9 protein-coding genes and 2 pseudogenes are annotated in these 13,699 nt (G+C 70.2%); 7 read left to right on the top strand and 4 right to left on the bottom strand.

Annotated features, from left to right (window positions below; translation table 11 throughout):
• Positions 1-57: 57 nt before the first annotated feature.
• On the top strand, positions 58-534 hold the full coding sequence (locus ACFP2T_RS40280; RefSeq protein ID WP_377431936.1) for a MarR family winged helix-turn-helix transcriptional regulator: 477 nt from the start codon (positions 58-60) through the stop codon (positions 532-534).
• A 260-nt stretch (positions 535-794) separates the two neighbouring features.
• Here the strand turns inward: ACFP2T_RS40280 and ACFP2T_RS40285 are convergent, their stop codons facing one another.
• A complete protein-coding gene (locus ACFP2T_RS40285) occupies positions 795-2,006 on the bottom strand; it encodes an ROK family transcriptional regulator (protein WP_377432386.1) in 1,212 nt (403 codons plus the stop codon).
• Positions 2,007-2,139: 133 nt separating this feature from the next.
• Here ACFP2T_RS40285 and xylA point away from each other — a divergent pair, with 133 nt between their 5' ends.
• Both xylA and xylB read left to right on the top strand, forming a co-directional pair.
• On the top strand, positions 2,140-3,327 hold the full coding sequence (gene xylA, locus ACFP2T_RS40290) for a xylose isomerase (protein WP_377431938.1): 1,188 nt from the start codon (positions 2,140-2,142) through the stop codon (positions 3,325-3,327).
• A gap of 90 nt (positions 3,328-3,417) precedes the next feature.
• Positions 3,418-4,833 (top strand): xylulokinase, encoded by a 1,416-nt coding sequence (xylB, locus tag ACFP2T_RS40295; RefSeq protein WP_377431941.1) that lies wholly within the window; start codon positions 3,418-3,420, stop codon positions 4,831-4,833.
• A gap of 184 nt (positions 4,834-5,017) precedes the next feature.
• On the opposite strand, the pseudogene ACFP2T_RS40300 reads toward xylB, so the two are convergent.
• Positions 5,018-7,486: pseudogene (locus tag ACFP2T_RS40300) on the bottom strand (acylase); the annotation flags it as partial.
• Between the two features lie 233 nt (positions 7,487-7,719).
• Here ACFP2T_RS40300 and ACFP2T_RS40305 point away from each other — a divergent pair.
• Both ACFP2T_RS40305 and ACFP2T_RS40310 read left to right on the top strand, forming a co-directional pair.
• On the top strand, positions 7,720-8,784 hold the full coding sequence (locus ACFP2T_RS40305) for a hypothetical protein (RefSeq protein WP_377431943.1): 1,065 nt from the start codon (positions 7,720-7,722) through the stop codon (positions 8,782-8,784).
• Between the two features lie 76 nt (positions 8,785-8,860).
• A pseudogene (locus ACFP2T_RS40310) lies at positions 8,861-9,060 on the top strand (N-acetylglucosamine-6-phosphate deacetylase); the annotation flags it as partial.
• Positions 9,061-9,101: 41 nt separating this feature from the next.
• On the opposite strand, the gene ACFP2T_RS40315 reads toward ACFP2T_RS40310, so the two are convergent.
• A complete protein-coding gene (locus ACFP2T_RS40315) occupies positions 9,102-10,355 on the bottom strand; it encodes an alpha/beta fold hydrolase (RefSeq protein WP_377431946.1) in 1,254 nt (417 codons plus the stop codon).
• A 634-nt stretch (positions 10,356-10,989) separates the two neighbouring features.
• On the opposite strand from ACFP2T_RS40315, the gene ACFP2T_RS40320 reads away from it, so the two are divergent.
• Complete coding sequence (locus tag ACFP2T_RS40320) at positions 10,990-11,151, top strand: hypothetical protein (protein WP_377431948.1); 162 nt, start codon at positions 10,990-10,992, stop codon at positions 11,149-11,151.
• A 118-nt stretch (positions 11,152-11,269) separates the two neighbouring features.
• Positions 11,270-12,796 carry a hypothetical protein gene (locus ACFP2T_RS40325; RefSeq protein ID WP_377431951.1) on the top strand — a complete coding sequence of 509 codons (1,527 nt, stop codon included), beginning with the start codon at positions 11,270-11,272 and terminating at the stop codon, positions 12,794-12,796.
• 92 nt (positions 12,797-12,888) lie between these two features.
• On the opposite strand, the gene ACFP2T_RS40330 is transcribed toward ACFP2T_RS40325, so the two are convergent.
• Complete coding sequence (locus ACFP2T_RS40330; protein WP_377431953.1) at positions 12,889-13,692, bottom strand: CPBP family intramembrane glutamic endopeptidase; 804 nt, start codon at positions 13,690-13,692, stop codon at positions 12,889-12,891.
• Between the last annotated feature and the right edge of the window lie 7 nt (positions 13,693-13,699).

The following is a 13,699-nucleotide window of genomic DNA, read 5'->3' on the forward strand; positions in this document are numbered from 1 at the left end:
GATCCGCCCGCTCACCGATGCGGCCGTTCGGCCGGCGGCGGTAGTGTCGGGATCACCATGGCTGATTCCGGCGGTCCTGGCGGACCGGATGCGACGCTCGCCACGGCGGTGGACACCGCTGCGGCGGCACTGCTGTCGGTCTGGGATGCGGCTCGGGAGCGTTCGACCGGACGGCTGTCCAGTTCCCAACTGCGGGCGCTGATGGTGGTCGAGCAGTTCGACGGAATCAACCTCCGGGGCCTGGCCGGCATCCTCGGCATGCTGCTCTCCTCGGCGAGTCGGCTCTGTGACCGGCTGGTCGCGGCGGGGCTCCTGGAACGGGAACCGGGTCGCGCCGACCGCCGGGAGATATCTCTGCATCTCACCACGGTTGGCGAGCGACTGCTCGACGAAATCCGCGCCGACCGCCGGGAGCGGCTGGCCGCCACGCTCGCCGGGATGACTCCGGCCGGACGACAGGCGCTGCTGCGCGGGCTCGCCGAATTCGACGAGGCGTTCCGGGCCAACGTCGAGACCACCGAGAAGACGGCCTGACCTGCCGCGCCGGTCCGCTCGTCGGCCTGGCCTCGGCGTCGCCGGTACTGCGGTGCCGTCCGGGTGCCGGCCGGGGGCGGGGTCCACGACCCGTTCTCCGTGTCGTCGCGCTGTGCGCATCGGCGCTGGCACTCCTGTCGCCCGAAGATGATTGCTCATCGAGATAGTTGTCCGTCGGCAACAATAGCGAGCCGGCTTCGGTCGCGTCGTCACGGCTGGCCCGGCTGACGAAGGTAGCTGCGGGACGGCCCGGACGTGGGCTAGCCGGGCGTGCGGGTGAGCCATCGGGCCGGATGCTCCAGCACCGTACGGACGACCGAGCCGGCGGCACCGACCGCTGCGGCGTCCCCGCCGAGCAGTGCGGGGCGTACGGTCACCGGCGACCAGGCGGCGGTCAGCACCCGACGACGGATCTCCGCCTCGACCGGCGGGCCCAGCCAACCGGCGAGTGGTGCGTAGACGCCGCCGAGGACCACGGTGTCCACGTCCAGCAGGTTGATCACTCCGGCGATTGCGACCCCGAGCGCGGTGGCCGCCTCGACCAGTGCACGACGGGCAGCCGGTTCGTCGCGGCCGGCGGCCTCGATCAGCCGGGCGATCTGGGTGGGCTCGTCGGTCAGTCCGGCGCCGGCCAGAATCGCTTCCTGGCCGGCGTACTGCTCCAGGCAGCCGAGACCGCCGCACCGGCAGGGCCGACCCTGCGGATGGACGGGAACATGGCCGAGTTCGCCGCTCCACCCTCGGGCACCCCGGAACAGGCTGCCGTGCAGCACGATCCCGGCACCGATCCCGACCTCGCCGGAGATGTAGATGAAGTTGGCCGATCCCGGCGGACCGGCGTGCAGCTCGCCGAGGGCGGCGAGGTTCGCCTCGTTGTCCACGCTCAGCCCATGTCCGCCCAGCAACGGATGCCCGCCGAGCAGGGCCGGGATGTCCACGTCGCGCCAACCGAGGTTCGGGGCGAGCCGGACGACTCCGGTGGCACTGACCAGCCCCGGTACCGCGAGTGCCGTGCCGGCGAGCACCAGGTCCTGGCGATCGGCCTCGGCGCCGGCCTCGGTGATCAGCTCGGCGACGAGTGCGAGTGCGTCGGCGGGCGGTACCGGTCGGAGGTCTATCCGGCGCACCACGCGGTGCCGTACCACTCCGGGAAGGTCGACCAGGACGGCCGCGAGATAGTCGACGTTGATCTCCAGACCGAGGCCGGCCGGGCCGTGACCGGCCAGCGCCAGGCCCAGCGCGGGGCGGCCGGCGCCGGACCGTGGGGTCCGGACGACCTCGCTGAGCAGGCGTCCGGTGATGAGGTCGTCGACCAGCGCGGAGACGGTCGCCCGGGTCAGCCCGGTGATGGTGGCCAGGTCGGCGCGGGACGGCGGCCCGGCAGCGGTGGCGATGTGTCGGAGCACCAGCGCCAGGTTGTGCTCGCGCAGACTCGCCTGGCGGACGGCGATGCCCGCCGTGCCGACCGGCATCGCCGCGGGTTGCGCCACGGTATTGACAATGCCATACCAGGCTCAAATAATTCAACCGATAAACAAATCGGCCGGGTTGCCGGCATGTAACCCGGGATGTTCTTAACGTCGAGTCGGTTTCCTGGAGGTCACCGTGGCAGCCCAACCAACCCCTGCCGACAAGTTCTCCTTCGGTCTGTGGACCGTGGGCTGGACCGCCCGTGACCCGTTCGGTGAGGCCACCCGGGCCGACCTGGACCCGGTCGAGGCGGTCAACCGGCTCGCCGAGCTGGGCGCGTACGGCATCACCTTCCACGACGACGACCTGGTCCCGTTCGGCTCCGACACCGCCGCCCGGGACCAGCACATCGCCCGGTTCCGCAAGGCACTGGACTCCACCGGTCTCGTCGTACCGATGGTCACCACCAACCTCTTCACCCACCCGATCTTCAAGGACGGCGGCTTCACCAGCAACGACCGGGACGTACGCCGGTTCGCGCTCCGCAAGGTGCTCCGCAACATCGACCTCGCCGCTGAGCTGGGCGCGAGCACGTTCGTGATGTGGGGCGGCCGGGAAGGCTCGGAGTACGACGTCGCCAAGGACATCCGGGCCGCGCTCGACCGCTACCGTGAGGCGGTCAACCTGCTCTCCCAGTACGTTCTCGACCGGGGCTACGGGCTGCGGTTCGCGATCGAGCCGAAGCCGAACGAGCCGCGCGGCGACATCCTGCTGCCGACGGTCGGGCACGCGCTCGCGTTCATCAACGAGCTGGAGCACCCGGAGATGGTCGGCCTCAACCCGGAGGTCGGGCACGAGCAGATGGCCGGGCTCAACTACGCGCACGGGATCGCCCAGGCGCTCTGGTCCGGGAAACTGTTCCACCTCGACCTGAACGGTCAGCGGGGCATCAAGTACGACCAGGATCTCGTGTTCGGGCACGGCGACGTGATGAACGCGTTCGCCCTGGTCGACCTGCTGGAGAACGGTGGCCCGCAGGGCGGACCGGCGTACGACGGGCCCCGGCACTTCGACTACAAGCCGTCCCGTACCGAGGACTACGCCGGGGTGTGGGCGTCGGCCGCGGCGAACATGCGGACGTACCTGCTGCTGAAGGAGCGGGCGGCGGCGTTCCGGGCCGATCCTGAGGTGCAGGAGGCGTTGGCCGCCAGCAAGGTCGGCGAGCTGTCCGCCCCGACGCTGAGCTCGGGTGAGACGTACGCGGATCTGTTGGCGGACCGGAGCGCGTTCGAAGAGTTGGACGTGGACGCCGTTGCTGGCCGTGGCTTTGGCTTCGTCCAGCTGAACCAGCTCGCCCTGGAGCACCTCCTCGGCGCTCGCTGATGTAAGGAAGGGCCCCTTCTTATCGCTTTCTGTAGAAGAAGGGCCCCTTCTTAACGTTCCGTCGCTGCGCTGGAGAAGGAGACCGCAGACATGACGCTCGTCGCCGGAGTCGACTCGTCGACCCAGTCGTGCAAGGTGGTGATCCGGGATGCGGAGACTGGCACGCTGGTCCGCAGTGGCCGGGCGGGGCACCCTGACGGGACCGAGGTCGATCCGCAGGCGTGGTGGAATGCGTTGCAGGCGGCGATCGCTCAGGCGGGTGGGCTGGACGACGTGGCGGCGGCTTCGGTGGGCGGGCAGCAGCACGGGATGGTGTGTCTCGACGAGGGCGGGCAGGTTGTCCGGCCCGCGTTGTTGTGGAATGACACCCGGTCGGCCGGGGCTGCTCTGGAGTTGATCGAGGAGCTTGGTGGGGGTGAGGTCGGGCGGCAGGCTTGGGCGGAAGCTGTGGGCAGCGTGCCGGTGGCCAGCTTCACGGTTACCAAGCTGCGGTGGTTGGCTCGGAACGAGCCGGAGAATGGCGAGCGGGTGGCGGCGGTGTGTTTGCCGCACGACTGGCTGACCTGGCGGCTGGGCGGGGCGACGGGGCTGGACGCGCTGCGTACCGACCGGGGGGACGCGAGCGGGACCGGATACTGGTCACCGGCGACGGGTGAATACCGGCCGGATCTTCTGGAGCGGGCGTTCGGGCGGTCCCTGGTGGTGCCGGTCGTGGTGGGGCCGGCGGAGCGGGCCGGACAGCTGCCGAATGGGGCACCGTTGGGGCCGGGGACCGGCGACAACGCCGCCGCGGCCCTGGGGGTCGGGGCGCTGCCGGGGGACGTGATCGTCTCCATCGGGACCTCGGGGACCGTGTTCAGCGTGGCTGATGCTCCGGCGGCCGACTCTTCGGGTGCGGTGGCCGGTTTCGCGGATGCGACCGGGCGGTTTCTGCCGTTGGTGGCGACGTTGAATGCGGCTCGGGTGTTGGACGCTGCGGCGTCGATGTTGGGCGTCGGGCTCGACGAGTTGGCGAAGCTGGCGTTGTCGGCGCCGGCCGGGGCTGGTGGACTGGTGATGGTCCCCTACCTGGAGGGGGAGCGGACTCCTAATCGTCCGCAGGCGACGGGCGCGGTTCACGGGCTGACGCTGCGGACTTCGACGCCGGCTCATTTCGCTCGGGCGGCGGTGGAGGGGATGCTCTGCGCGCTCGCCGACGGGTTGGATGCTCTGCTGGCCCAGGGCGCGACCGCGAACCGGGTCATCCTGGTCGGCGGCGGGGCCAGGTCCGAGGCGGTACGCCGGATCGCGCCGGAGGTCTTCGGCTGTCCGGTGCTGGTGCCCGAGCCGGGTGAGTACGTCGCGGACGGGGCCGCCCGCCAGGCCGCCTGGGTCGTCCAGGGTGGGGCGCAGCCACCCACGTGGTCCGCCAGCCAGCCCCAGGAGTACGCCGGCACGGCCGTCCCGCAGATCCGCGAGCAGTACGCCGGAGCCCGTGACCTGATCCTGGACCGTCCGATCGGCTGAGTGTCACGATCGGCGAGCCTCCTGACCGCCCGGCTCCGTGTGGCGTGGCCGGGCGGTCAGGTGGTCGGGTGGTTGTCGTCCTCGTGGACTATGCCCGCCGGAAGTACGCGACGCACGTCCCCTGTGATGGGAACGCTGGCTGCGCGAATGTTCGCCATCCGCCGTTCACGCAGTCGCGTTGGTCCTCCCGGATCCGGTAGGTGCGCAGATTCGGGTCGGCCGCGATCTGCGCGTCGGTGTACCTGATGGTGTCCCAGCCCTTGCGGGAGTAGAGCCGGGTCTGGTCGGCGTAGTACGGCGAGTTCGGGTTCGCCGACTGTGAGTACGAGAGGATCTGTCGCCCCGACGGTCCGTTCCTGCCGAACTCGACGGCCATGACGAACGACGAGCCGTGCACGATTTTCGGGTAGCCGACACCGGGCGTGAACGAGGCGCTGATGGCGTTGAAGATTCCGGCGCCACCGGGGCCACCATGGATCGGAAGCTGTTCGGTGCCGCGCGGTTCGGTCTGCACCGCGCCGAGCGGGGCGTCCAGTGGGATGCCGGCCAGTTTCTGCACGGCGTTGGCCAGGGTGGTCAGGACCCTCGGATCATCGGTGGCGAGGATCCGAGGCGTGTTGACCGGGTCGGTCGCCACGAACCTGTCCCGGAACAGGAGGGGGCCGCTCCGCGTGAACTCGGTGAACAGGTGGCTGCCCCGGCTGTCCAGGTCGACGCGCAGGTCCCAGGCGCGCAGTGCCGCGCAGGCGGCGGTGAGGTCGACGGTGGCACCGTTCGACGCCGTGGCGCGCGGCTTCGCCGTACAGAGCGCGACGAGATCGTCCCTGAACAGTTCGCCGCCGTAGACCCGGTTGCCGAACTGGACCTGCCAGAGTTTCTCGACGGTGAACCTGGTACCGGGCAGCCCGTCGGTACCGGCGAGCCGCTGTTGCACCTGGAGCAGGCCGAGCCGGGTACGCAGGCTGCGTGGCGTCTGCTCGGCGCCGATGATGCGCGGGTAACCGGTCAACGGTTGTTCCGGGTTGGTCAGCCAGTAGCTGTCGTTGGAGTTCGTGACATAGTCGGTCCGGAGCAGCACCGGCAGGTGTGCCGGACCGAGGATCCCGGGCACGGCGGCGTCGGGGTCGGTGCCCAGCCCGCACCCCGAGGTCGATCCGTCGAGCACCGCGTCACCGCTGGACGCGTACATCTCTTTGAACCGGTCCGGAACGCACGTGGCGGCGAGATCGTCGGTGACCCGCGGGATGACCGAGTGGTCGCCGTACAGCGCCTCGCCGGTGGCGTCGGCGGCGACGACGTTGACCCAGGGCAGAAACTGGTACCGGTCGAGGACCTTCTTCAGCTCGCGCACCGTCCGGGCCCGGCCCATCTGAAGCCAGCCGTCCACCGCGCGGCCGTTGTCGACGTTGACGTCGGTCATCGCGTACGCCGTCGTGGTCGTCCACGGCAGGACGTCGGCGAAGGCGATCACCGGGCCGAACAGCGTGTCGTACAGGGTCCGGGTCACCGGCTCGGTGCCGCCGCCCGGCGTCGGCACCTGGACCGTCACGGTGCGCCGGGTCATCTTTCGGGGGCGGCCGTCATAGAGGTACGACGTCGGGTCGCCGGGTACGAGCGTCAGCTCGTGTAGCACGGACCGCGCGGCGGTGGAGACCGTGTGGGTCCAGCCCATCGTGGCGTTGTGGCCGATCTGGACCATCGGATCGCCGATCAGCGCCGCCCCTTCCACGTCGTACCCGCCTGGGATCTTCAGGTGCATCCGGTAGAACCGGTCGGGCCCGTCCCACGGGAAGTGTGGGTTGGCAAGGAGCATCCCGGCACCGCTCGTCGTCGCCTCGCCACCCAGCCCGTAGGCGTTGCTGCCGAGCGGGGAACCGGTGCCGCCCGGTCCGAGATCGCCGGCGTCGTCACCGCCCGCGCCCGCCGGACGGATCACCCGCGACAACGCTGCGGCGATGTCCGTTGTGCTCGGCGCCGTGCTTCGAACCGTGTTCGCTCCCGGTGGCATCGCGTCGATGATCCAGTCGAGCGCGCCGAGGGAGCCGGACCGGATCATGTTGGCCCAGGTGGTCCGCCAGAGGTCGAGGGCGCTGATCTGACGGACCCATGGCCTCGCGCGACACTGCGGATCCGTCAGGTTCGCCACTCCGGTCTTGCGGAGGTGGTTGTTGTAGCCCGCGGCGAAGCCACGAACGAGGTCGCGGGCCTGCCGCGACGGTGCGTCCACCCCGTCGGGGGTGCCGGCGAGCATCCGCTCGACGACCCTGTCCTCCTTCGCCTTCTGGAAGAACAGGTCGCTTCGCACGTTCGCCTCGTCGGCACCGAAGTGCCGAGACCGGCTGGCGTCGACGGTGGCCACCCGCTCGGCGATCAGGCAGATATTGTCCTCGGCCTGTACGTTGCCCACGCCGAAGCCCAGGCTGGCGAAGTTGGCGGCGGTAATGTGCGGCACACCGTACGACGCGCGCCGGATCTCCGCCGCGTACCCCTGAGTCTTCCTGGTCGTCGTGTCGTCGGCCGGCGCGACGCCCGGCACGAGACCGACAGTGAGCAGGACGGCGGCAACCGTGGCGGCGCCGACGCGGATGAGCTGTCTCCGGTGTACGTCGCCCCGCCGCACGACGACGTGCCCTGCGCTGTCTTCATCTGTCATGGCTAGGAAGCTAGGCGGGGCGCCACCGATTGGGCATCGCCCCATAGATGTCATCCCGTGGATGTATGACCCTGGCCGAAAGGCGGTACCGGGGCGTGGTCGGGCCGGGATGCGGCGAGTTCCGCGACGTCACGGCGTCCTTGGCGCGCACAACAATGGAGGACACGTTAGGTAGTCGGGTCGCGGCACGGTGTAGCTTCCTTACGGCTGCTCTGACTGCCGAGGAGGTACCGATGGACGAGATCGATGCCGAACGTGTCCGCCGCGCGGCGGTGTGCCGCGACGCATTCGAGCTGTTGTTGACCGGGGAGCCGGAGTCGGCCGCCGTCCAGCTCCAAGGGCTCACGGAGGCTGCCCCGGGCACTCCCTACCGGATCGAGGCGGCATTCCTTCTCGCGTTGGCGAAGGCGGTGCCGTACACGCACCGACAACTCGCGGGCGGTGTGGACGCGCTACGGATCGCCGCCGACGGTGCCCATCCGATCTACACGCCTGCGGCGAAGTTGCTCCTCGCGGGCCACTGGACCCGGATGGAAAACTACGAAATGGCGATGCCGCTGTGGTACGCCCTTCTGGAGCCGTACCGGCTCGGCTACAGCGCGGTCGCCTGGTTCCACATCGCCCTGAACCATGAGCGGGCGGGCGACCACGACAAGGCTCGCGACGCCATGGCCCAGGCGAGGGCGACCAGCGACCCGCAGTACGCCCCGAAGGCGATGAGCTGGATGATCACCTACTACAACAACCGTGGCCGGAAGGATCGGGTCGAGGCGCTGGCCGAGATCGCGTTCGACTTCCCGGACGATCCACTGGGTCTCGACAGGTACATGCAGAAGAACCAGCACGTGGTCATCGGCCGGCAGAGGTTGCTCGACCTGGCCGAACCCGGCGGTGTTCTCGCCGGTGCTCAGATGCTCGCCCAGGCGAACGGGATCAAGGACGACCCGCTGCCCATCGTGCTCTCCAACGACCTACAGTTCCAACCCACTCCGATGCCCGGAGTCGATCTGCCGTGGTTCGAGCCGTACCTCCGGCACCAGCCCGGCACCGAAGCCCTGATGACCACCGCCCACCAGGCGCTGGCCTACGCCGACTACGTCTGCACCCAGGCCGCCATCCAATACCTGGAGCAGAACGACGGGCCGGCGAACGTCTTCGCCAACATCGTGCAGTACCCGACGAAGTTCCCCTGGGGACCGTTGATGCACGAGAGCATCCGCCAACGGATGATCAACGTCCTGAACGCGCCCGACGACTTCATCCCGACGGAGTGGCCGACCATCCGCAACTCCGAGTGAGGGGGCGGGGCTGATTGCGGATCGGATCTCCTCAGCCCAGGAGGCGGTGCGCCCAGTAGAACTGGCCCTCGGGTCCGAACTGGTCGCCGACGGCGTGCACCTGCACCAGGGGGATGCTGGCGTACGCCGCCGGGGTGGCCGGACCGGACCGGGCCGCGCCGATCACGGACGCGATGGCCGCCGCCGGGCTGCCGGACGGCGAGTACGAGCTGGGCGACCGCCGGCAGCACCCTGACCATGGACGCCGCGCGTGGCGGTCGAGTAGGTGCGGTCGCCTAGGCCGAGGTCGCGGTCGGACGGGCGCCGACGTCCCTGGGTCACCAGGGCGGTTCGGCGCCCGTGTACGGCGCACTCGGCAGCGGTTTGTCCAGAAGGAAGGCGAGTAGCGCCTGCAGATAACGCTGAGGCTGGTCCAGCGCGATGTTGTGGCCGGCTCCGTCGATCGGCAGAAGAACGGCGCCGGGCAGCAGATCTCGGTATTCCCGGGTGACGGCCCACGCGATGTAGTCGCACTCGCCGCGCAGGACGAGGACGGGTGCGGTCACGTTGCGCAATCGTGGGCGAGGGTCGGGAATGCGCTGGCTGTCGTAGACAGTGGCGGCGTTGGCCCAGAACCCGAGCCCAGTTGGCCCGTGACTGACCGGGTCTGAGGTGGATGATGCCGGGGTGGCACAGCCGGGCCTCAGGTCGATGCCGGCGACGATCGACTCGTACACGCCGTCCATTGTGCTGTCGGGGAGCAGCGCCCGTGCTTCCCGAGGGCCGACCAGTTGCAACACCGCGTACGCGAGCAACAGCCGTGGCTGGCTAGCGGCGATCGGCTCCTGGTCGCGGCGTCCCGCCTCGGTCAGCCGTTCGTCGTCGGTGAACGCGGGCGCCCAGATGCCCGAGGGCGAGGAAACGACGGCCTTTGCCACCCGGGTCGGGTGGGCGGCAAGGTAGTTCGCGATGAGCTGGCCTCCCCAGGAGGCGCCGATCAGCACCACCCGTTCGGCACCGAGCGTGACGCGGATGGCCTCGAGATCTTCCACGTGTCGGGCGACCGTGTAACCGGAGGCATCGGCCAGCCGCCCGGAGAGGCCGGCGCCAAGCTGGTGGTAGGCGTACACGTCGAAACCGGCCCACGCGAGCGAGGCCGCCGGCTCCGGCTCCGGAGCGTCGGGCGCGCCAGGTCCACCATGGACCAGGATGACGGGCGTGGGTCGGGCCGTCGCCGGAGCTTCGGTCTTCGTGTACGCGATCCGCGAGCCCGTTGGCAGGTCCCAATACTGGACGCCCGGCGGGACGGGATATGCGGTGTACGGCGGAGCGGGCGCATAGAGGAGCGTCCCTACCGCGGCCGCCACGAGCCCGAACGTCAACCCGGTGACGCCGATGGCGAAGCCGGCCCGCCAGCGAACACCTCGGGCGGCCCACCAGGCCAACGCGCCCGTCCCCAGAACCAGGGCGAGCGCGCCGGCGACAGTCGCGAGGATCCGATGTTCGGTCACCGCGACCGTCACCAGCAGGGTCACGATCCCCGCGACCGCGCCGAGCGGCACGGCCATGACCAGGACCAGCCAACGGGCCACCCGCGCCACGGTCACGACTCGGCCCGCCCGACGACCCGCGTACCGGCCAGGTGGTCGAGCACCCGGCGGGCGCTGCCGGCCACCCAGTCCCAGTGATCCGGATCCCTAGACATCTCCCACACCCCGCTGCCCTCGACATTCACCGCTGCGTCCCTCGACCCCGCGGAGCATGAAATCCACCGCTGGCTGGCGACGCGGAGAACACAGCGTGCCCCACCCTCGATGTGGAAGGTCACCCGACGCTACACCCTGCGGGTTCCGGCGACCGAGGTCGCGTAGCCCGCCGACGGTCCTGCCTCGGTACGATCGGGTCCCACACCCCTGGCCGCGAAGGCGTAGACAGACATGGGCAACCCGCGGGTCGCCGGCGCCCGATCGTCCAGGAGGTACGCGAGGCGATCGCCGCGTACCGGTACCTGCGCGTGCACCAGGACCAGATCGAAGTTGCCATCGAGGCCGGCGCCGCGATCCGCTGGGCCAGGGGCGATGCGCGAGCCCGGCGCCGCCATCATCGGCGACACCCAGACCACCGGGCCTCGTCGGCTGCCTGCGTCGACGTCTTCGCCCTGGGATCGACACCACCTCGGCCTGGTCGACCAGCAACACCGCGACGAGCACGATCAGCGGTACGTCGATGGCGTCGCCGCACGTGGCCGGGGCGGCAGTCCTCTACCTGGCCGGCCATCCGACCGCGGCCCAGGTGCAGGCGGCCATCGTGAAGAACGCGACGGCCGCGGCGGTCCGTAGGCCGGGTCTGGGTATGCCGAACCGCCTGCTCCACACCGGCAGCTTCTGACGATCGCGGATCTGGCACCCGACGATCCAGCAAGCGCCCGTGCGCGCCCAGTACGCCCGGTCAGTCGCCGAAGCGGCGTGTTACCCACGACGGGTGATCCTCTGCGATCCTCCCTGTCGTGTGGAAAACCTCTTCCCGGTGGAACGCCGCCGAACGGCACGTACAGGCGGCGTTCCACCGAGGCACCGAAGTCGACCTGAGTGGTACGTCGCATCCGGTCCGCGCGTCGGTGCTGGCGGAACTGCTCGCCGGCCCGGTCGACCGGGGTACGGCTCCGCGCGCCGCACTGCGGCTACGGTCCGCGGAGATCGTCGGCCGGCTCGACCTGCGGCACGTCGAGGTCACCGCTCCGGTGGAGATCAGCGCGTCGACCTTCACCGACGTACCGGATCTGACCGAGGCCCGGGTGGTCAACCTGCTGCTCACCGACTGCACCCTGCCGGGGCTGCGGGCGCGGTTGCTGGAACTCCGTGGCGATCTGGCCCTCGTCAGATGCGAGGTCGCCGGGTCGGTCGACCTGTGCGACGCCCGGGTCGGCGGCACGGTCACTCTGGACGGTTCTCACATCGTCAACCCGATCGAGGCGACGGGCAAACCCGCCGCCGCGCCGCCGGAACCGGGTACGGCGTTGGAACCGGGTACGGCGTTGGCGGCGGCCCGGATGACGGTGACGGGAAACCTGCACGCCCGGAAGGGATTCACCGCCGAGGGTCAGGTCTGGCTCGGCGGCACGACGATCGGCGGCAGTGTGGACCTCGACGGCGCCCGAATGCGCCACACGGGCGGGGCGGCGTTGAGTGCCGACCGGCTGGTGGTGGCCGGCAATCTGACCGCGCGGTACGGGTTCGTTGCCGACGGCGGAGTGCTCCTCATCCACGCGCAGATCGGTAGCCAACTCAACTTCAACAACTCCGATCTCCGTGGGACGAAGTCCTTTGCCCTGCATCTCGGCGGGGCGCGGGTCGGCAGCCTGTGGATGACGTTCGCCACCCGGCCGACCGGCGGCGTCCGCCTCTCCGGTTTGCACGCGGATTCGATCTTCGACAATCCGCAGACCTGGCCATCGGAACTCGAACTGATCGGCTGCACGTACCGGCTGCTGCTCGCCCGGGGACCGGCCGATCCGCACCAGCCGTCCCCGCCGGCACCGGTCACCGTCCGGCAGCGCCTGGACTGGTTGCGCCGCAGCCCCGAGGGCTACACCCCGCAGCCGTACGAGCAGCTCGCCGAGCAGTACCGGCGCGGCGGGCAGGACGTGGAGGCCCGCCGGGTGCTGCTGGAGCGACAGCGTCGGCGGCGGGCGACGCTCCGTCTGCCGGGACGACTGCTGGGATACCTGGTGGACGGTCTGGTCGGGTACGGCTACCGCGCCTGGCTGGCCGGGATCTGGTTGGTGGCGTTCTGGGCACTGGGGACGGTCAGCTTCCTCCTGGAACCCTCCGTACCCCGGAACCCGGCCGAGGCGCCGGCCCGGAACGCGACGCTCCAGGCCCTCGATCTGCTGCTCCCGATCGTCAACCTGGGCCACGACAACGCCTGGAAACCCTCGGGGTGGACGGAGTACGTGGCCGCGCTGCTGGTGGTCGTCGGCTGGGTGCTGACCACGGCGGTCGTCGCCGGACTGACCCGTACCCTCAACCGGTGAACCGGTGAACCGGTTCACCGGCGACGGCACCGTCGGATCGGTCAGACGACTAACAACTTCCGGCAGAACGATGTGGAAGCCCCAGGCAAGGTTCACGGGTTCAACGACGGTGTCAACCGGCCGGTGAGCAGGATCCAGGCGCAGATGGCTGCGAGCGGGACCAGGCTCAGCAGGTCGGCGGATGCCGGGTCGAGGCCGCCGGCGTCGATCAGCAGGGCGGCGGAGAGCGTCCCGATGACTATGTTGTTGCCGGCGTGGGCGAGGCAGGCGACCCAGACGCTGCCGGAGCGCAGGAACAGCCAGGCCAGGATCACGGCCTGGGCGACGATCAGGAGAGTCCAGGTGACGATCCCGCGCAGCGGGCTCGCGTAGCCGGCGTAGTCGGTGAGGACCAACGGGTAGTGCCATGCGGCCCAGACGAGACCGGTGATGAGCGCGGCGTGGGCGGGGCTGCGACCCACCCGCTGTTGGAGGTAGCTCCGCCAGCCGAACTCCTCACCCCAGAACAGCGGAGTCAGGACGACGGGGGCCACGAGCACCAGCAGCGTGGCGGGGCCGGGGAGGTCGGCCAGGTCGGGCTCGTACAGCCCGAGGGCGGTGGCCAAGCCGACGGTCACGGCCAGCACCAGCACGGGGCCGATCCAGGCGATCAGGTAGTAGCGTTTCGCGGCCCGCAGGCGTGGCGCCAGGCCGGCGTCGGCGAATCCTTCTCTGGTGACCCAGCGGCGTACGACGATGGCCGCGATCGCCGGCCCGAGCGCCATCGGAAGCGCCACGGTCAGCTGGGTCACGGGGTCGGCCATCGACCAGCCGAGCACCGCGTGTGCGACGAAGACGGCCGCCCATGCCAGTCCGAAGGCGATGAGGAGATAGCTGAGCACACCCTTGGATCCCATGGCCCGG

Origin of the sequence: Plantactinospora solaniradicis (genome assembly GCF_042658085.1) — a bacterium.
Taxonomy (GTDB): domain Bacteria; phylum Actinomycetota; class Actinomycetes; order Mycobacteriales; family Micromonosporaceae; genus Plantactinospora; species Plantactinospora solaniradicis.

Excerpts from the sequence above, each read along its gene's own strand:
- ACFP2T_RS40280 (WP_377431936.1), top strand. The coding sequence starts at position 58 with ATGGCTGATTCCGGCGGTCCTGGCGGACCGGATGCGACGCTCGCCACG.
- ACFP2T_RS40285 (WP_377432386.1), bottom strand. The coding sequence starts at position 2,006 with ATGCCGGTCGGCACGGCGGGCATCGCCGTCCGCCAGGCGAGTCTGCGC.
- xylB (WP_377431941.1), top strand. The coding sequence starts at position 3,418 with ATGACGCTCGTCGCCGGAGTCGACTCGTCGACCCAGTCGTGCAAGGTG.
- ACFP2T_RS40305 (WP_377431943.1), top strand. The coding sequence starts at position 7,720 with ATGGACGAGATCGATGCCGAACGTGTCCGCCGCGCGGCGGTGTGCCGC.
- ACFP2T_RS40320 (WP_377431948.1), top strand. The coding sequence starts at position 10,990 with ATGGCGTCGCCGCACGTGGCCGGGGCGGCAGTCCTCTACCTGGCCGGC.
- ACFP2T_RS40330 (WP_377431953.1), bottom strand. The coding sequence starts at position 13,692 with ATGGGATCCAAGGGTGTGCTCAGCTATCTCCTCATCGCCTTCGGACTG.